This is a genomic window from Legionella bozemanae (assembly GCF_001648595.1).
Taxonomy (GTDB): Bacteria; Pseudomonadota; Gammaproteobacteria; order Legionellales; family Legionellaceae; genus Legionella; species Legionella bozemanae.
Window position 1 is genome coordinate 63,609 of sequence record NZ_LBAW01000014.1, and the last position, 19,189, is coordinate 82,797.

The window sequence follows — 19,189 nt, forward strand, 5'->3', positions numbered from 1 at the left end:
TTTATAAAAGAGATGGTTTAAAAACTTATTTCTCAGTATTTTTTCATTATGAGATAAACTTCTTTAGGAAAAGTGTAAAATTTACTTGACAGATCCTGGGTGGCTCATTAAACTGCGAACCTAATTTTGGGGTTATAGCTCAGCTGGGAGAGCGCTTGCATGGCATGCAAGAGGTCGGCGGTTCGATCCCGCCTAGCTCCACCATCAACATCTTTGATGTTGATGGGAAAACGTTCAAGGTCCCCATCGTCTAGCGGCCTAGGACACTGCCCTTTCACGGCGGTAACAGGGGTTCGAACCCCCTTGGGGACGCCATTGTTGGTGTTTGTAGTTTGTAGTATAATGTTGTAAGTTGTTAAAGATCCAGGTCCCCATCGTCTAGCGGCCTAGGACACTGCCCTTTCACGGCGGTAACAGGGGTTCGAACCCCCTTGGGGACGCCACTTCAGATTTGATTGTTTTTATCGATAGCAACATTTAAACCAATACCTAAGACGTTCAGCATAATCACTAAATTTCTGTTATAGCTCAAATGATTTGAATTCGAATGCATTCTGCATATTTCGGGTTATTCGATTTCTCATTATCCATTTGTAAAAAAAGTAACTTACACTATATAAGTTACCTTGTATCCTCTTTTTTGATTGTCTGATGAATCCTTAAAGTCTTTCAAAAATTGTTCTTGTATTAAATCCAAACAGTCGCTCATGCATTCTATAGGCATATTCATCCGTCATATTGGCCAAATAATCACATACAATTCGATAGGCTGAGGTTTCATCATCAGCTTGTTTAAACAAAACTCTATTTTTGTTATCTAATAAACTACCTGGATTTGAACTAATAGCATCGAAGAGTCTTAGTACAACCGTTTGACCTCCATATTCAAAAGTACGTGCTTCCTGGGAATCAATAACGTTATCATAGATGCATTGCTTTAAATAGTTCAGAAGGGCATCTGCCTCAGGAGTGAGTGCCAGATTGTATTTAAGCAAATTATTTTCAAATTTTTCGTTGGTTATTATGATTTGTGTCGAAGTAATAAAATAATTAACCATTTCCCCTATAGTTTGTTTTCTTGAATAAAGATCTGGAGAAAATAACGAATCTATTAACTGATTTTGTCGATCAGCCAATAAGGTGTTGTTTAATAATTCTCTAAACTTAGATGTATCTAGATGAGAGGGATTGATAAGACGTAAATGAATAGCGTCTTCAAGATCATGAACACCATAAGCAATATCATCCGCAATATCCATAATGGAGCAATCAAAACTATGATAGGCTGATTTTCCTGATTTAGTATTATGCGGCATTTGTGACAGCGATTGAAATAATTCTTTGTCACTATTGGAAAAGGGCGATAGCAACCAATCAATCTCGGGCTGTTCGCAATCAAAATAAGCTTTAGGTGGTAACCAGTCATTAATTTTGATGGTTTTATGAATGGACTCATGAACTGGAGGTTTTTGGGGTGCCACAACAGCAGAACGTTTCACCGGATATTTTAAAATACCGAGTAACGCACGCCGAGTTAAATCAAGACCGTAGGTTCCATAACTGCTTTCTACTTTGGTCAGCAATCGCAGAGTTTGTCCATTGGCTTCAAACCCTCCATAATCGCGCATCATATAATTTAGAGCGACCTCGCCACCGTGGCCAAAAGGGGGATGGCCAATATCGTGCAGTAAACAAATAACAGAAATTAGATCATCATTAGGTAATAGACCAGCAAGTCCAATATGTTTTTCTTGGCTCATTAGAAGATTGTGTACGATGCTGCGGCCTATTGAGTCAACTTCCAGGGAGTGTGTGAGGCGAGTGCGATGAAAATCTCCTTCATCAGTCCCTAAAATTTGTGTTTTTCTTTGTAGTCGCCTGAATGCTGGACAGTGAATTACTCGTGTTCGGTCTCGTTCATAAGGGTCTCGATGATCCTGATTTCCTCTTTGATTTGTTTGTCCAGAGCGTCGATGTGTCCACATAAGTTTTGCAATATAAAATAAAAAACAATTACTGTAAGGCATAATTTGTTCGTTAACAACACAATTTCCTAAAGTTTTTCTTAAATTTGTAGATATAGGAATAAACAAGAAGAATTATAAATAGAGGAATGACAATGAATAAGAACATAAATTTGGCACTCATAGCAATTTGTGCTTTCACAATGTCTTCTTGTACTAAAGAAAGTAACTATATGACGTATCCAGCGTATTCATATACTGATATCACAGAACCTTATGCTATTAATAGTTACAATATGGTTAATTACGACTATAGATACCAACAAAAACAGGAAGTTAAGGTTCCTAATTCATACTATGTTGGCGAATTGCATTCTCCAACTACTTTTAAGGATAGAGATCAGAATTGGGTAAATAGTCAAAATCCACAAGGTTATACTATTGAATTGGTAGAAGGGGATAAGGCATCTCGAGTAGCGCAAGTTCTTTATAAAGCGCCAAAAAATGATCGAATAGCGCAGGTAAAATATGATCGGGATGGTAAAACGCGTTATAAGGGGGTATATGGAACCTACAGCACAGCAGAAGAAGCACAAAAGGCATTAAACGCATTACCGCCCGAAATTAAAAGCAGTGCTTCAGTGATTAACTGGAGCAGTGTGCAACAATAGAGCGCAATGAGTTCCCGCGTTTAGACAAAACCGAACCCCGGGAACTTATGGCATTAAGGTGTTACTACAATCTTGCCGATTTGCTCATTTGATTCCATATATTTATAGGCCTCTACTATTTGCCCCAAGGAGAAAGTTCTAGCAATTTGAGGTTCAAATAAATCATTCTGCAAATGCTCAACAATATATTTTTCAGCTTTTGCGCGAACATCAGGCTGAGTAGAAATTTCAAAAAGCGTATAGCCACGTACTGAAATTCCTTTTTTTAAAGCAGTAAAAAGAGGGAGCGGTGTGATTGGTTCCATAGATAAATTCCCGTAAACAAAAAGTATCCCGCCTGGAGTAAGCGTTTCTGCAAGAGCCTCAATGCCCTTACTGGCAATTGGATCGAAAACAATATTTACTCCCTTGGTTATTTCATTGACTCCTTAATACTTCTGGACTTCCAGTTTAATGAAAACGAACGATTTTAACCGATGAATGTGACATGAAACTTCCTTATTTTTTATGAAATCCTTAATTGCGAGACTACGTTGTTTTAGAGGCTGAGCTAATTAGAATCATTAATCGAGTTATACCTGGAGTTTTCGAGCGATCCGCCTCAAATTGTTTTACCGTAATCGCATAGTGTTGATTTATCCTTTCCAGCCAAGCAATAAATAGGTTAAAAGCAACAGCATCAAAAGTAAGCTGAATATCCCCTGAGCCAGTTTGTTGTAACTGATAGGGAAATTTTAGAGTTGGATCATCTTTTAGCTGCGTTGCCAGCGTTGTTAAAAGTTGGCTATTATCAACAGCTTTCTTTTTTGTTTGCTTCACATGATTTTGTTGTCTTATTTTTTGCATCCAATTCAGCGTAGCCGTTTTCTCTGCTAACTGAGTTGATTTTTGGGTGACTCGTTGGCTCAATGGGCTATACAAAAATAAATAATAAACATAAAGGAAAAGACACAGTGCAGTGCCAATCAACATCCACTTTTCTCTTTCATTTAGTGTGCTTAAATAGGCTTTCACATTAACTCCAAAGTTGCCACAACTTGTTGTTCACGAGTCGATGCTTGAGTTTGTTTTACCTTGAGTTGCAGTTTTTTTAATTCATTTTCTAACTCTTCTAAGCTGGCAAAATCTGTGCTGATTATTGTCACAGATAACGTTTTGTTTTGGTAGCGTAATTGCTCAAGAGCATTGTGATCATTTTTCATTACTTTAGCAAATTGATTTAGTAAAAACCAAAAGCGATTTTGCTCTTCTGTATTATTACTTTTTAAAAGTTGTGTAATGCGAAATTTAGGACTAATAATTTGTTTTGCACCAGGAAAAAACTCATGATAAATCACTGCAATTTGTTCATCAATTTTTTGAGTTTGCTTATTTAATAAATGCAATTTGATACCATTCACTACGAGTAGAGAAATGAGCCAAAAGCAAAAAAGGACCCCGACGAGCTGATATCCTTTTTTAATTAAATCTCCTTTATTTCCATGTTGCATTTCTCCTTGGCAGAGGTTCATTAACTTAGATTTAAGTATTCTTTGAGCAATCCAGGTATGTGATGTTTCCTGGCTTTTAGGTAATGATGGATCAATTGGGATTGCGCTGTCTGCAAAAAGTAGGGGCTGATATTGTGGATGGTTTTTTAGATAGATGTCTGCTAATTCTCCAGAAAGCGCTCCTTTGAAATCATCTGAATTGATGATTAATGTTTTTTCACTAATACATAACTCTTGTGGTTCTAAAGCAAACCAATCTACAGTAACTGCTGAAAATTCGATATTTTGTTCATTGAGTAGTTGCATCAGATATCGAATTCGCTGTTTGCTTACAACAGTTACCAGGTATTGATTGTTTTGATAGTGTACTTTATCAAAAGCGAAATGAAGTTCATCTACAGGTTGTGCTACTTTCTCTTCTAAAGCATAAGGAATTGCAGCTCTTGCTTTTCTTTCTGGAAGCCATGAAAGCTCCAGATTAAGAAGACTAACATGTTCACATGTTTCAATAACTAAGGTTTTACACTCAGTTTGTAATGATTTGATTTCGTCAAAACTACGTTGTGCAGGTGGAGCAATTAATACTCCATCCGCATTCATTTTGAGGCAGAAACATCCTGCTTCATCAAGATGTTTTGCAAAAAGAAAAAGGGTATCCATTCCTAAGCATAGGCTCTATGTTTTTTTATATTCATTGCCGTCCATTGTTGTTTTAATTGTTGTGCCAGCAGATAAACTACAAGCGCATATTGGGGGCTGGAATTGTAACGGGTTATTACAAAAAAATTAGGATAAGCTATCCAATATTCATTTCCTTTAGCGGTTACCAACTCAATCAATGCGGCACGTGAAGGATGATTATGTGCTGCAGTTACAGGTTTAACTCCATGTGCAATTAATTGTGAATAGTAATAATTTGCTCTTTTAGGATTGACTTGAATGCGTTTGTAGTGTTTCCCTATGAGTTTAGCATGTTGGGCAACTCCATCATTGGGCTTCCAACCATGATGGTAGAAATAATTAGCAATACTTCCTATGGAGTCAGCGTTGTTAGATACGAGATCGCGTTTGCCTGTATTATTAAAGTCCACCGCAAAATTACGGTAACTGCTTGGCATAAATTGTGGTTGGCCAATGGCGCCAGCGTAAGAGCCCTTGTATTGGGTTGCTGGTACTCCATGTTCACGGCAAAGAAGCAAGTATTCTTTTAATTCTTTAGTGAAATAAGGTGCACGCTTGGGATAGTTGAAAGCCAATGTCGCCAAGGCATCAAGAACTCGATGCTCTCCTTGTCGTTCTCCATATAATGTTTCTACACCAAGAATCGCAATAATAATTTCTGGAGGAACACCATATTTTTTTTGTGCTTTTTCTAATGCTTTTCTGTTAGCAACCCAATAATCCAATCCGCCTTTTACGCGCGAAGGAGTCAGAAACAAATCTCTGTAAACATCCCAATTTTTCTTTTCATAAGGCTTTTCCATTGATTCGATGATATCGGGTTGAATAACAACTTGATTCATTATTGCTGTAAGCTCTTTAGCATTAAAATGATGCTCTTTGACCATATTTTTGATAAAAAGTTGTACCTCTTTTCTTTGAGTAAATGCGGTATCTGAATAAGTTGAGAATGAAAGAAGCAGCAGTATTATTGCAATAAACCCAAAACATGGTATTCGTCGCATAGCCCCTCCTAATAATATAAATCGAAACGATAAATTTTATAAAAAATGCAGTGTATTAGCAAATACTTTAAGGCTACGCATATTTAAGCTAGAATGCGCTATTTGCAAAAAGGTTATTTCAGTTGAGTGATTTAAAGCGAATTCGCAATTTTTCAATTATTGCCCACATCGATCATGGTAAATCAACCTTGGCAGATCGATTTATCCAAATTTGTGGTGGTTTAACTGAGCGTGAAATGAGTGCTCAAGTACTTGATTCTATGGATATAGAACGAGAGCGAGGCATCACGATTAAGGCCCAGTGTGTTTCATTAAATTACACAGCAAAAGATGGTAAAACCTATCTCTTGAATTTTATTGATACGCCAGGACATGTAGATTTCAGCTATGAGGTATCCCGCTCACTTGCGGCTTGTGAAGGGGCGATTCTTGTTGTTGATGCAGCTCAAGGTGTGGAAGCACAAACGGTAGCGGTTTGTTATACTGCCATAGATCAATCATTATCTGTTTTGCCGGTACTCAACAAGATTGATTTACCACAAGCTGAGCCAGAGCGTGTCATTTCAGAAATTGAAGACATTATTGGTCTTGATGCCCATGATGCAATAAGAGTTAGTGCCAAAAGCGGCTTGGGTGTAGAAGATGTACTTGAAGCTTTAGTGACTCATATTCCACCGCCAGAAGGTGATATCAATGGACCTTTGCAAGCATTGATTATTGATTCATGGTTTGATAGTTACCTCGGTGTGGTTTCATTAGTGCGTATTGTAAATGGCTCAATACGTAAAGGTGACAAAATGAGGGTGATGTCTACCGGCCGATCTTATGAAGTCGATCAAGTAGGCATATTTACTCCCAAACGTACCAAGCTGGATGTGTTAAATGCTGGCGAAGTAGGTTATTTGGTAGCAGGAATTAAAGAAATTCAGGGGGCTCCAGTAGGTGATACACTCACTCTGGAAAAAAATTCTGCAGATAAACCACTTCCTGGGTTTCAGCGTGTAAAACCACAAGTGTATGCTGGTTTATTTCCTATAAGTTCGGATGATTTTGAGGCATTTCGCGAAGCTTTAGCTAAATTAAGTCTCAATGATGCTTCATTATTTTATGAACCTGAATCTTCTGAGGCGTTAGGTTTTGGTTTCCGATGCGGCTTTTTAGGTATGCTGCATATGGAAATTGTACAGGAGCGTCTGGAGAGGGAATACAATCTTGATTTAATATCTACTGCTCCTACTGTAGTTTATCAAATTTTGACTCAAAAAGGCGAGACGCTGTTGATTGATAATCCATCACTTCTGCCACCGCTCCCACAAATTAAAGAAATGTACGAACCGATTGTGAGGGCAAATATACTGGTGCCTCAAGATTTCCTTGGCTCAATTATTAGTTTGTGTATTGAACGTCGTGGTGTTCAGGTTAATATGACTTACAGTGGTCGCCAGGTTTCTGTGACCTATGATATTCCAATGAGTGAAGTGGTTTCTGACTTTTTTGACCGCTTAAAATCTGTAAGTCGTGGTTATGCTTCCTTGGATTATAATTTTTTACGCTTTCAAGAAGCCGATTTGGTGAAAATGGATATTTTGATTAATAGCGAACGAGTGGATGCGCTTTCAGTTATTGTTCATCGCTCTTCGGCACAAAGTCGTGGAAAACTAATTGCTGAAAAAATGCGAGATTTGATTCCACGGCAGATGTTTGATGTAGCAATTCAAGCGGCATTGGGCAGTCATATCATTGCCAGACAAACAGTAAAGGCTTTACGTAAAAACGTTACTGCAAAATGTTATGGTGGTGATGTGACCCGAAAACGAAAATTATTAGAAAAGCAGAAGGCAGGGAAGAAACGCATGAAACAAGTGGGGCATGTGGAGATACCTCAAGAGGCTTTTATGGCTGTTTTTCAAACAGATAAAAAGAAATAGACTCTTTGAAGCTCGTTGAGGGAGTGAGGTGCGCAGGATTCGAGCACTGCACCGACGAAGCAATTCATCCCTCAATAGAGTTTGAAAAAAGAGGTCTAATATAAGGGCGGCATACCCATGCCAGTGATGTCTCATTATAAAATTAAGTTTGATTAGGATATAAATTTATGAATTTTGCTTTAATATTGGTTGTCCTATCTTTTGTCAGTGGGTTTATTTATCTTTTAGACATCATATTCTGGTCAAAAAAACGCACTGAGAATCAAAAGCCCAATCGTATTATCGAATATTCACGATCTTTTTTTCCTGTGTTTTTCATTGTCTTAATTTTACGTTCATTCCTTATCGAACCCTTCCGCATTCCTTCTGGCTCATTGGAGCCTACATTGCTTGTTGGTGATTTCGTAGCGGTAAACAAATTTATTTATGGGTTAAGACTTCCTGTTTGGGAAAAAAAAGTTGTTTCAATTTCTGATCCTAAAACAGGAGAGGTTGCTGTATTTCGATGGCCGCCTGACCCTTCCTTCGATTATATTAAAAGGGTAATAGGAGTCCCTGGAGATAAAATTAGTTATCACAATAAGGTATTGACAATTAATGGAAAGGAAGCAAAGCAGACTTTTCTTGGGTACACTATTGATGAAAGTTCTGGAAAGGCTGTAGCTAAATATAAAGAAGATTTAAATGGTACAGTGCATAATATTTTCGTTCGAACGGATGTTCCTGCTGTGGACTTTGATATTGTAGTACCCGAGGGGAATTATTTCATGATGGGTGATAATCGAGATGATAGTGCAGACAGTAGATTCTGGGGTTATGTACCTGAATCTTATTTACGAGGTAAAGCATTTTTAGTTTGGATGAGTTGGAATGGCAAGACTGATAACGTGCGTTGGTCAAGAATAGGAAAATTAATCCCATAAATTTGGAGTATTGATTTTCAAGCAAAATACTTCGATTAGGGGCTCCTCGCAATTTGATGCCTCAAAATGGTAATAGGCCCCAGAAAAAAGGAATGACGAATGCACAAGCAAAAGGGAATGACTTTTATAGGGAATGTTATTTACAGTAGTTGTGGTTGTCTATGGCGGTAACGATAGTAATGCGTCTTATTTCAGTTTACTTGCAGTATTACTCTGTTATCAAGTCGATAAAAGGATTATTTGATCATACTGAAGAGGTTGTAACAGGCAGTGAAAGTTGATTTAGAAAGGTTATGCAGACGGTTAAATTATCAATTTAATCACATTGCTTATCTCAAGCAAGCTTTAACGCATTGTAGTGTAGGTAGTGAAAACTATGAGCGTTTCGAGTTTCTTGGAGATTCAATTTTAAGTTTTGTAATTGCCAATGAACTGTTTCATCGATTTCCTATGCAAAGTGAAGGCCAATTAAGTCGCTTGCGTTCTTTTTTGGTTCGAGGTGAGATGTTGGTTGAATTGGCTAAAGAAATTGATTTAGGTGATTTTCTTTTTTTAGGGCAAGGAGAACTAAAAAGTGGTGGTTTTCGTCGCGCCTCAATCCTTGCAGATGCTATGGAGGCTGTTTTTGCAGCAATTTTTCTTGATGGTGGAATAGAGCCTGCAAAAAAAGTCATTCTGGGACTATATCGTTCCAGACTCGAAGACTCTAATTTAAATGATTGTTTAAAAGACGCAAAAACTCAGCTGCAGGAATATTTGCAAGCTGAAAAAATGGCTCTTCCAGAGTATACCTTGACTAAGGTTGAAGGTGATGAGCATAATCAAATATTTTATATAACCTGCACGGTGACAGGAGCAAAACAAAAAACTTTTGGCCAAGGCTCTAACCGTAGAAAAGCAGAACAATTAGCTGCGAAGTTGATGTTGGAACTATTACGTTCTCCAAAGCAGTAAAAAAGCGCTGAACTCACCGCTCCTTATGGTGAGATTTCAAATAAGCTGCGGCCTCCCTCAGTGCCTTCGCAGGGATAATAGTCTTTTAGAAATCATTTAGGCTGTAGAATACGTATTTCCTGTTTAAATTTTGTGAGGCTCTCTCCGATATAAAGTGCGGAATGTAGGATATTGCGATTTCCTGCCTACATCCCGCGGCTTGTCCGCGGGTTCCAGTTCGATGGTCATTCATGGATGCCGCGGGGAATTACGCGAAACAATTGTGGAAGGGCACGTAATTGATTGGACAAATGGGCAGCTTATCCCGTTGATGTTGCAGGAAGGCTGAAGCGTTTTATCCTAATGAAAAAGAAATTTCAGTGAACTTGATATAATTATCTATATCTGACAACTTATTATTCTCAAGGTAATCATTAGATGATAGGAACTTACCGTGCAAATGAAACAAAAAACAACAAAAATAGTTTTTAAGCTCGCCGCAATTTTTATTTTCTTATTTTCTTCTTCATCCAACGCAGCTAAATCGTTGCCTCAGGATATGCTCAATGTGATGCACCAACCACGTTATAAAAATGCACAATGGTGGATTGAAGTTAAGGATTTGAATACCCAAGAAACCATTTATCAATTAAATAACAACTACTTATTAATGCCTGCTTCTGTAACTAAATTATTTTCTTCTGCAACTGCGTTGCACATTTTAGGTAATGACTATCGTTTTAAAACACCGGTTTATTTTATTGGACAACAAGAAAATGGCACATTAGATGGTAACTTAATTCTCGTCGGGAAAGGCGATTTAGAGTTAGGCGGCCGTGTTCATAATGACAAACTCACTTATGGATATATTGATCATATTTATGCTAATGATTTGCCGGGCGCATCCATTACTCCCGAAAATCCACTCAATGGACTTATCAGTCTTGCTCAGCAAATCAAAGCAAAAGGTATTAAACAAATTAACGGTGATGTGTTAGTAGATAATCGTTTGTTTGCAACGGAATATTTGCGTAATTACACTATTTCTCCCGTCATGATTAATGAAAACCTGTTTGATTTTCAAATTAAACCTACTGCTGTGGGACAGAAAGCCTCAATAAAATGGCGCCCGCAAGCTCCTGGTTATTCAATTGAGAATCAGGTTATGACCGTTGGCAATGGTGAAAAAACCAATATTGAAATCTCAGCAAATAATGACAACACCGCATTGACTCTAAAAGGAAAAATTGCTGCCAATGCTGGGGAAATATTAAGAGTATCTCCTATCCTTAAACCCGCCCCTTTTGCCAGACAAGCTTTTATTGCTGCTTTAAAACAACAAGGTATTGTAATAAACTTTGACAATAAAAATAGTCAGCTACCTGATGCCGATGTCTATAAACAACTTACGCCTATAGCCCAATATATTTCCCCACCATTTTCTGAATATATTAAAGTCATTTTAAAGTTAAGTCATAATATAGGTGCCGATTTAATACCACTTTTATTGGCTCAACACTATAAGGAAACATCATTTGCTGAAGGCATGTCCCATATTGCGGCATTTTTGCTTGGTACAGTAGGATTAACTAAAAACGAGTTTGTATTCGGTGATGGTGCTGGTGGAGATACAAACAGGCTTCTTCCCAACGCTGCTATTCAGTTATTAACCTATATGCACAAACTTCCTGAAGATCAATTTAAACTTTTCTATAATGCATTACCAATACTGGGTGTAGATGGCAGTATTGCTAAAGCAGCTCAGAATATTCCTGCAGTAGGAAAAGTTCATGGAAAAACAGGCACATCACTGTCTTATGACTTCGCTAACCAACGTTATTATTCCTTTTCGGAAGTATTGTCAGGATATATTGACGCGAAAAATGGGCATTTGTTTGCATTTATCATTGCAGTATCTAATACGCCTTTAGAAACGCTTGATGATGCCTTTCAAATCCAACAAGACGTGAGCAGGGTTGCCATTGAAATTTATAATCACTCTTGATTAGGTTCTGTTGGCCAAGATAGTAGAATTGCCAACAGACCTATTATTTGCGTTTTTCTTGATTGAAAATTACGTTAGCCTGGATATCAGCGAAATAGAACTCAGAATGAATTGCTACACTAATTTCCCGATTCTACTTTGTTATTTCGAGCATTACGCTAAATCTTCCAGGCTACTGCTAATTTCTAGCCATTCTTCTTCGGCCTGATTTAAAGAGGAGTGGGTGGAGCTGCGCTTTTGTACCAATTGATTGAGTTTATTTTGTTGCGCATTGTCTTCATAAAGAGTGGAATCGCCCAGTTGGGCATCCAGTTTGGAAATTTCACTTTGATAGTGTTCAATTAATTGTTCCAATTTTTTCAGGCGATTTTGTAATGTTTTCTTTTCTTTATAATCATTTACAGGTGCAGTAATTGTATTTTCCTTAATTGCATCTTTAGTTTGTAACCAGGAATAATAATCATCCAAGTCACCATCAAAAGCCTGAACTTTTTGTTGGTATACCAGATAGAAATTATCCACGCTGGTTTTGAGCATATGGCGGTCATGAGAAATCAGAATTAATGCACCTTCATAACTTTGTAATGCAAGTTCAATGGCAGATCGCATCCCAAGATCCAAATGGTTTGTTGGTTCATCAAGCAGGAGTAGATTGGGTTTAAGCCAAACAAGTTTTGCTAAAGCCAAGCGTGCTTTTTCACCACCAGAAAAGTGATTTATAGGTTGTACTGCCATATCACCAGTAAAATTAAAGCCGCCCAAAAAATCACGAATCGTTTGTTCACGCACTTCTGGCGACAAAATTTGAATTGTTTCTACGGGACTTAAATTACAGTTCAATTGTTCTAATTGGTGTTGCGCATAATAGCCAATTTTTAAATGTGCGGAACGGTGAATTGTGCCATTTAAAGGACTCAAAGACCCGGTTAATGTTTTAATTAAAGTTGACTTTCCTTCACCATTGGGCCCGAGTAGGGCTACTCGGTCGCCAGGATTGAGTGAAAGATTAATTCTTTTTAATATCGGTTGTTCCGTTTGATAGCCTGCATCAACCATATTGCATTGAATTAATGGATTTCCTGCCCGCGGACAGGGGAAGAAATCAAAAGAAAAAGGTGAATCAACTTGCGCTGCAGCAATAATTTCCATTCTCTCTATGGCTTTAAGACGTCCTTGCGCTTGCTTTGCCTTAGTTGCTTTTGCTCTAAAACGATTTACAAAGGACATCATATGATTGATTTTTGTTTGTTGTTTTTCATACATGGCTTGTTGTAATGCCAATTGTTGTGCATGTGTTTTTTCAAAACAACTGTAATTGCCACTGTAAAGAGTTAGATTTTGTTTCTCGATATGTAAAATGTGGGTCACAAAAGCATCAAGAAATTCTCGATCATGAGAAATAAGAATAATCGTGCTGGGACTTTGCTTTAAAAAACGTTCCAGCCAAAAAATTGCTTCCATGTCCAAATGGTTGGTAGGCTCATCCAGTAAAAGCAAATCAGCCGGTTTCATTAAACAACGAGCAAGGCTTAAACGCATGCGCCAGCCTCCCGAAAAACTATTTACTGAGGCGTGTTGTTGTTCGCCTCTAAAACCAAGTCCGGACATAATCGTAGCTGCTTGAGCTGGTTTACTGTAGCCTCCGGTATGACTTAATTCTTCATGACATGCGAGTACTTCCGCATCATTACCCATAGTTTCTGCTTCGTGCAAGCGATGGAGCAACTTCATATAATCGTCATCGCCGCCTAAGACAAAATCCAATGCTTTTTCATCGCTGTCAGGTAATTGCTGAGATAAATGACTGATGGTGAGTTGAGGATTAATTAAAAATTCACCTGCATCAGGAATTAACTTTCCTAATAGAAAATCAAATAACGTTGATTTACCACAACCATTATGACCGATAAGACCTATTTTTTGCTTTTCATATAGAGTGGCATTAACTTTATCCAATAAAATTTTAGTACCACGACTAAGCGTAATTTGACGAAGAGTAAGCATGATAAATCTTTAGCTACAAATGAATTAATTTTAACACAAAAATATCTAGCTTGGTTCGGGCTCTATAGTTTTTTTCCTGGCTGATTTGTAACGAGCCTGTTTCTCAATATCAATGTAGCGATCCGTTGTTGCACTGGAACTATGACCCGCATCATCTCGGACATGTTCACGAGGGCGAATTTTAACATCTTCAGAGATTCCAGTATGCCTTAGCCAGTGGACAGTAGCTGCAGCCAAATTATCGGCTTCCTCAATATGCCCTTTTATTCTCAGTTGCTCACCAGCCAAGTCAAAACAACGCTGAATGATTCTTCGTATTGGTGCTGTATCACTTATAGGACCGTTACCACGAATCTTGGGAATAAGCGGACTATTATCCGCCGGAGAGGGAAGAGGAGATAAACCCAGGAAACAACGCCATCGCATTAAACTCTCTAACATGGCATCGCTCACTGCGATCTGTCGCTCTTTATTTCCTTTACCGACGGTGGTAAACCACCAGTGGCCGTTACTGTCCTTGGAAAAATCATTCATGCTCGGGATCCAGCGATCGCTTGCTGCCAGTTCAGATATACGTAAATACATACCAAATAACATGCTCAGCATGAACCGGGTGCGTTCATGCTTCAAAGGGGATTCTGCTGCAAGGGATTCGGCAGCTTCCAATACCGCGCCCCATTGAACCAGGCTAAGTCTGCGTATAGGAGCATTATGTTGTTTCTTGCGAATAAATTTACTTTTTTGACGAATTAGCGCAATCGGATTAGAGACCAAATACTCTTCAGCAATTAAAAAATTAAATAAGGTGCTTAAAATAGCAAATATCTCTTGAATAGCGCCTTGAGATAAATTGAATTGCTCAATTTCAGGCTTATGTCCATTTTTTATTGCAGATTTACTTAATGTAACTACAAAAGGCTTCCATTCTTCATTAGGGGTGCGCTTTCCTTCTTTTTCAATAAAACGGGGTACTTTTTTTAAACCGATCCAGGATTTTGGTGGATTTTGACAAAAATGGATGTATTGCTCTATATCATCACGTTTCAATTCGTTTATTGTTGCTTTTTTAATTAACCAGGACCACTGTAATAAACGCTCAGTTTCTCTGCGGTAACTGTTAAATGTGCCTTGACTACCGGTATAACTTTTCAGAAAACTTAAAGCGTAATTAAAATCATTTTGAAAGCGCAGATCGGGCAATACGACATGCTCATGATTTTTATGTAAGTAATTCATATTGTCGAAGATAGGAAGCAGTTTTAATTTCATAATATTTATTGGGAGTTTATTATAATCACTAATGCTAGCTGAAAAGTGATGAAGATACGAGTAGGAGCATGAGCTTAAGTATTTGGATGTACACTCAGCTATATGTTTCAAAAAATGTCGATTTGTTCAAGCTAAATAAGCATCTTCACACATAAAGTAAAATTAATGAAAATTAAATGAATTAAGATATTGACCTTGATGAAAGCACCTAGTATTATCTGCGCTCTGTCCTTGGGACGGGTTTTACGGGGTGTAGCGCAGTCTGGTAGCGCGCCTGCTTTGGGAGCAGGATGTCGGGGGTTCGAATCCCTCCACCCCGACCAAGATGCGCCCGTAGCTCATCTGGATAGAGCATCGGCCTTCTAAGCCGAGGGTAGCAGGTTCGAATCCTGCCGGGCGTGCCAGCCCAGATCTTGTTCATAAGAATTTCTGGTAAAAAGTTTTTATGGTGAGCGTAGCTCAGTTGGTAGAGCCCCGGGTTGTGATCCCGGTTGTCGTGGGTTCGAGTCCCATCGTTCACCCCATTTGAGAAAAAATGGTTTATCGCTAAAGATTTTATCTGAGTCTTTACAAGACCGAATTACTGATTGATAATCCAACCTGATTTGCGAAAGTGGCGGAATTGGTAGACGCACTGGATTTAGGTTCCAGCGGGGCGACCCGTGAGAGTTCGAGTCTCTCCTTTCGCACCATTATATTATAATTCCAAGAGGTGAAATTGATGCAAGTTTCTGTTGAGACCTTAAAAGGTTTGGAACGTAAGGTAACAGTTTCTGTACCTTCAGAGAAAGTTGAGGAAGAAGTGAGCTTACGTCTCAAGAGTCTTGCTCGCAAAGTTAAAATTGATGGTTTTCGTCCCGGTAAAGTACCCATGCATGTTGTCGTCAGCCGCTACTCTCAAAGTGTTCGTGAAGAGGTTGCGCGCGAGATGGTTCAATCCACATTATACGAAGCATTGCAAAAAAATGAATTAATTCCTGCTGGCTATCCCTCTGTAGAGCCTGAGCAAATAGAGAAAGGTAAGGATTTTAAATATACCGCAACATTTGAAGTGATGCCTGTATTTGAGATTGCTGAATTAAATCAAGCAGCAGTTGAACTAGCTCGTTCAGAAGTGACTGATAAAGATGTTGAAAGCATGTTGGATAAACTTCGTGAACAAAATAAAGAATGGCATGATGTATCTCGACCTGTCAAAAAAGGCGACAAAGTCGTTATCGATTTTGAAGGCTACCTCGATGATAAACTTTTTGATGGTGGCAGCGCTAAAGGGCATGAATTAATTATTGGTTCTGGAGCAATGATTCCTGGATTTGAAGATGGAATTATTGGCAATAAAAAAGAGAAGCCTTTTGATATTAAAGTAACTTTTCCTGAAGATTATGGTCATAAAGAATTAGCAGGCAAAGAAGCTGTTTTCAAAATTACGATTCATAATGTCATGGAAGGAAAGCTTCCTGAACTTAATGATGAGTTTGCTGCGAAGTTTAATATCAAGGAAGGTGGTATCGACGCGCTGAAAAAAGACATTAAAGAAAATATGACTCGTGAGTTAGAGCGTCGTGTGAGCATGATGAACAGGGAAAAGTTGTTTGATAAATTAATGGAAGTAAATACCATTGAATTGCCAATCGCTTTAATTGACAAAGAAATCGAACATCTGAAGCACGATATGTATCATCGTCTTTTTGGACATGAACATCATGAGAATGAAAAGATTCCTGATTTCCCACGAGAGCTTTTCGAAGATCAAGCAAAACGACGTGTTCATCTTGGTTTACTCTTTTCAGAGTATGTTAAAAAACACCAAATTGTCGCTGATAAAGATAAAGTGAATGCATTAATTGAACGGTTTGCCAGTGCTTATGAAAATCCTGATGAGCTTCGTGCTTGGTATCAAAACAGCAAAGAGCACATGGCTGAAATTGAAGCACTTGTTATGGAAGAAATGGTTGCAGATAAAATCGCTGAGGATGCAAAAGTTAAATATAAAAATAAAGATTATGATTCAGTCATGAATCCTAAACCAGCAACTGAAGCGACAGAGAAAAAAGGAGAGTAATTATATGTCGGGCTATTCAGAGAACATAATTCGCAATGCCAGTGGATTAGTCCCAATGGTTATTGAACAAACCTCACGAGGTGAGCGTTCGTATGATATTTACTCAAGATTATTGAAAGAACGTATTATCTTTCTTTTGGGTGAAGTTGAAGATCATATGGCTAATTTGGTGGTTGCTCAATTGTTGTTTCTTGAGTCTGAAAACCCTGAAAAGGATATTTCTCTCTATATTAATTCACCAGGAGGGGTCGTAACTGCTGGCTTGGCAATTTACGATACCATCCAGTTTATTAAACCTGATGTAAGTACTTTATGTATAGGACAAGCAGCAAGTGCTGCTGCCTTGTTACTTTGTGCTGGAGCTGATGGTAAGAGATTCTGTTTACCAAACTCACGAGTGATGATTCACCAGCCATTAGGAGGGTATCGAGGTCAAGCAACTGACATCGAAATTCATGCTCGCGAGACATTAGCTGTAAGAGAGCGGTTAAATACTATTATGGCAAAGCATACTAAAAAGACACCAGATCAAATTATGCGCGATACTGAGCGTGATAATTTTATGAGCGCCACACAAGCTGTTGAGTACGGCTTGGTTGATAAAGTGCTTTATGATCGAGAGTCAGTAAGTAAATCAGAGTAATTATTTTTCATTAAATTTAAAGAACTGAACTATAATGTATCGTAGCTTAGGTGCAGTGAAGCGGAACCTGGGTTTGAGGTTCAGGCTTACCGGGTTCCGCTTCACTGCACCCAGGCTAGGAATGCGATAGGGGTCCCTTTTATATTGATTCATTATTACTTCTTCGTATTTTTGCTTTATTTAAAAAAATAATTGCCCTGAATAACAGTGGCATATCTTTTTCTGATTGACTAATATTTTACATATATTATCTATTTTTCCGATAATCGTTGTAAGAAGGGGTTTGGTTATGAGTAAATCCGGTAACGGAAGTGGCGATAAAGTTTTGTATTGTTCTTTTTGCGGCAAGAGCCAACATGAAGTAAAAAAATTGATTGCTGGCCCTTCTGTGTTTGTATGTGATGAGTGTGTTGAACTGTGTAATGATATTATCCGTGAAGAAACCCATGAATCGCATGAAGAGACAGACGTACGCTTACCATCACCTAAAGAAATTTCAACTTTTTTGGATGAGTACGTCATTGGACAATCACATGCAAAAAAAGTCTTGTCCGTAGCTGTATATAATCATTACAAGCGATTACAACATAAAAGTGAAGATGGAGTTGAGCTTGGTAAAAGTAATATTTTACTTATTGGTCCAACTGGAAGCGGCAAAACACTTTTAGCTCAGACGTTGGCTCGTATCCTCAATGTTCCATTTGCTATGGCTGATGCAACCACACTTACTGAAGCAGGTTATGTAGGTGAAGATGTAGAAAATATTATTCAGAAGCTTCTACAGAAGTGTGATTACGATGTAGATAAAGCTCAGCATGGTATCGTTTACATTGATGAAATTGATAAGATATCACGTAAATCTGATAATCCTTCTATTACCCGAGATGTTTCTGGTGAAGGAGTTCAACAAGCACTTTTAAAACTGATAGAAGGTACAATCGCATCAGTTCCCCCGCAAGGTGGTCGCAAACATCCACAACAAGAATTTTTGCAAGTAGATACTTCAAATATTTTATTTATTTGTGGTGGAGCCTTTGCTGGATTAGAAAAAGTGATAAGAGAACGAAGTGATAAGTCAGGTATTGGCTTTTCTGCTCAATTAAAAAATAAAAAAGAAACCAATGATGAAATATCCAAGGTATTGAATCAATTGGAATCTGACGATCTAATTAAATACGGATTAATACCAGAGTTTGTTGGACGATTACCTGTAGTTGCCACATTACAGGAGTTGGATGAATCAGCTCTAATTGATATTTTAACTAATCCTAAAAATGCTTTGACCAAACAATTCCAGTCTTTATTCAAAATGGAAGAAGTGGAACTTGAATTTAGAGAAGAAGCATTGACAGCCATTGCCAAAAAAGCTCTAGAAAGAAAAATGGGTGCACGAGGGTTACGTGCAATACTTGAAAATATTCTTTTAGACACCATGTATGAATTACCTTCTCTTGAAGGAGTAATTAAGGTTGTGGTTGATGAGAATGCCGTGAATAGCTCATCTAAACCCATTCTTATTTATGAACAGGATGGGATGAAGAGTGCAGCAGGTGGTCAAGAGTAGAGTTTCTACTCTTTATCTCTCCTGCATTGCGGGAGAGATCTTTAAGGA

The 19,189-nt window shown here is 38.2% G+C and carries 15 protein-coding genes and 7 tRNA genes; 15 read left to right on the forward strand and 7 right to left on the reverse strand.

The genetic code is table 11. From position 1 onward, the window contains the following. Positions 1-128 precede the first annotated feature (128 nt). The 3 genes from A8O27_RS11375 (at position 129) to A8O27_RS11385 (ending at position 443) form a co-directional block, all read left to right on the forward strand. A tRNA-Ala gene (locus A8O27_RS11375) sits at positions 129-204 on the forward strand. Between the two features lie 35 nt (positions 205-239). Next, positions 240-315 (forward strand) — tRNA-Glu (locus A8O27_RS11380). Between the two features lie 52 nt (positions 316-367). Next, positions 368-443 (forward strand) — tRNA-Glu (locus A8O27_RS11385). 216 nt (positions 444-659) lie between these two features. Here A8O27_RS11385 and A8O27_RS11390 read toward each other — a convergent pair. Further along, positions 660-1,985: an anti-phage deoxyguanosine triphosphatase gene (locus tag A8O27_RS11390; RefSeq protein ID WP_058458903.1), complete on the reverse strand. Its 1,326-nt coding sequence runs from the start codon at positions 1,983-1,985 to the stop codon at positions 660-662. A 134-nt stretch (positions 1,986-2,119) separates the two neighbouring features. Here A8O27_RS11390 and A8O27_RS11395 point away from each other — a divergent pair, with 134 nt between their 5' ends. Beyond that, a complete protein-coding gene (locus tag A8O27_RS11395) occupies positions 2,120-2,635 on the forward strand; it encodes an SPOR domain-containing protein (protein WP_058458863.1) in 516 nt (171 codons plus the stop codon). 53 nt (positions 2,636-2,688) lie between these two features. On the opposite strand, the gene A8O27_RS11400 is transcribed toward A8O27_RS11395, so the two are convergent. From A8O27_RS11400 to mltB, 4 genes are all read right to left on the reverse strand, one after another. After that, the gene (locus tag A8O27_RS11400; RefSeq protein WP_310591169.1) at positions 2,689-3,051 is read right to left on the reverse strand and encodes a zinc-binding dehydrogenase; all 363 of its coding nucleotides are present in this window, start codon (positions 3,049-3,051) and stop codon (positions 2,689-2,691) included. 112 nt (positions 3,052-3,163) lie between these two features. Beyond that, positions 3,164-3,649, reverse strand: a complete 486-nt coding sequence (gene lspM / locus A8O27_RS11405) for a GspM family type II secretion system protein LspM (protein WP_058458862.1) — start codon at positions 3,647-3,649, stop codon at positions 3,164-3,166. Further along, on the reverse strand, positions 3,646-4,785 hold the full coding sequence (gene gspL / locus A8O27_RS11410) for a type II secretion system protein GspL (RefSeq protein ID WP_058458861.1): 1,140 nt from the start codon (positions 4,783-4,785) through the stop codon (positions 3,646-3,648). The genes lspM and gspL overlap by 4 nt, the downstream gene beginning before the upstream one ends. Before the next feature lie 2 nt (positions 4,786-4,787). Beyond that, complete coding sequence (gene mltB, locus A8O27_RS11415) at positions 4,788-5,810, reverse strand: lytic murein transglycosylase B (RefSeq protein ID WP_058458860.1); 1,023 nt, start codon at positions 5,808-5,810, stop codon at positions 4,788-4,790. A 122-nt stretch (positions 5,811-5,932) separates the two neighbouring features. Between mltB and lepA the strand changes: the two genes are divergently transcribed. From lepA to dacB, 4 genes are all read left to right on the forward strand, one after another. After that, positions 5,933-7,738, forward strand: coding sequence for a translation elongation factor 4 (gene lepA, locus A8O27_RS11420; RefSeq protein ID WP_058458859.1), 1,806 nt, complete (start codon positions 5,933-5,935; stop codon positions 7,736-7,738). 167 nt (positions 7,739-7,905) lie between these two features. Continuing rightward, on the forward strand, positions 7,906-8,661 hold the full coding sequence (gene lepB / locus A8O27_RS11425; protein WP_058458858.1) for a signal peptidase I: 756 nt from the start codon (positions 7,906-7,908) through the stop codon (positions 8,659-8,661). Positions 8,662-8,931: 270 nt separating this feature from the next. Then, positions 8,932-9,615: a ribonuclease III gene (gene rnc / locus A8O27_RS11430; RefSeq protein ID WP_058458857.1), complete on the forward strand. Its 684-nt coding sequence runs from the start codon at positions 8,932-8,934 to the stop codon at positions 9,613-9,615. Between the two features lie 439 nt (positions 9,616-10,054). Further along, positions 10,055-11,599 carry a D-alanyl-D-alanine carboxypeptidase/D-alanyl-D-alanine endopeptidase gene (gene dacB / locus A8O27_RS11435; protein WP_147293817.1) on the forward strand — a complete coding sequence of 515 codons (1,545 nt, stop codon included), beginning with the start codon at positions 10,055-10,057 and terminating at the stop codon, positions 11,597-11,599. A 153-nt stretch (positions 11,600-11,752) separates the two neighbouring features. On the opposite strand, the gene A8O27_RS11440 is transcribed toward dacB, so the two are convergent. After that, a complete protein-coding gene (locus A8O27_RS11440; protein ID WP_058458855.1) occupies positions 11,753-13,603 on the reverse strand; it encodes an ABC-F family ATP-binding cassette domain-containing protein in 1,851 nt (616 codons plus the stop codon). A gap of 45 nt (positions 13,604-13,648) precedes the next feature. Then, the gene (gene xerL / locus A8O27_RS11445) at positions 13,649-14,872 is read right to left on the reverse strand and encodes a tyrosine recombinase/integrase XerL (RefSeq protein ID WP_058458854.1); all 1,224 of its coding nucleotides are present in this window, start codon (positions 14,870-14,872) and stop codon (positions 13,649-13,651) included. 246 nt (positions 14,873-15,118) lie between these two features. On the opposite strand from xerL, the gene A8O27_RS11450 reads away from it, so the two are divergent. From A8O27_RS11450 to clpX, 7 genes are all read left to right on the forward strand, one after another. Continuing rightward, positions 15,119-15,195: transfer RNA gene (locus A8O27_RS11450), tRNA-Pro, on the forward strand. A gap of 4 nt (positions 15,196-15,199) precedes the next feature. Continuing rightward, positions 15,200-15,276, forward strand: a tRNA-Arg gene (locus A8O27_RS11455). Positions 15,277-15,320: 44 nt separating this feature from the next. Continuing rightward, positions 15,321-15,396 (forward strand) — tRNA-His (locus A8O27_RS11460). A gap of 83 nt (positions 15,397-15,479) precedes the next feature. After that, positions 15,480-15,564 (forward strand) — tRNA-Leu (locus A8O27_RS11465). A gap of 29 nt (positions 15,565-15,593) precedes the next feature. Next, positions 15,594-16,934, forward strand: a complete 1,341-nt coding sequence (gene tig, locus A8O27_RS11470) for a trigger factor (protein WP_058458853.1) — start codon at positions 15,594-15,596, stop codon at positions 16,932-16,934. Between the two features lie 4 nt (positions 16,935-16,938). Further along, on the forward strand, positions 16,939-17,577 hold the full coding sequence (gene clpP / locus A8O27_RS11475) for an ATP-dependent Clp endopeptidase proteolytic subunit ClpP (protein ID WP_058458852.1): 639 nt from the start codon (positions 16,939-16,941) through the stop codon (positions 17,575-17,577). Between the two features lie 289 nt (positions 17,578-17,866). After that, positions 17,867-19,141, forward strand: coding sequence for an ATP-dependent Clp protease ATP-binding subunit ClpX (clpX, locus tag A8O27_RS11480; RefSeq protein WP_058458851.1), 1,275 nt, complete (start codon positions 17,867-17,869; stop codon positions 19,139-19,141). Positions 19,142-19,189: the final 48 nt, after the last annotated feature.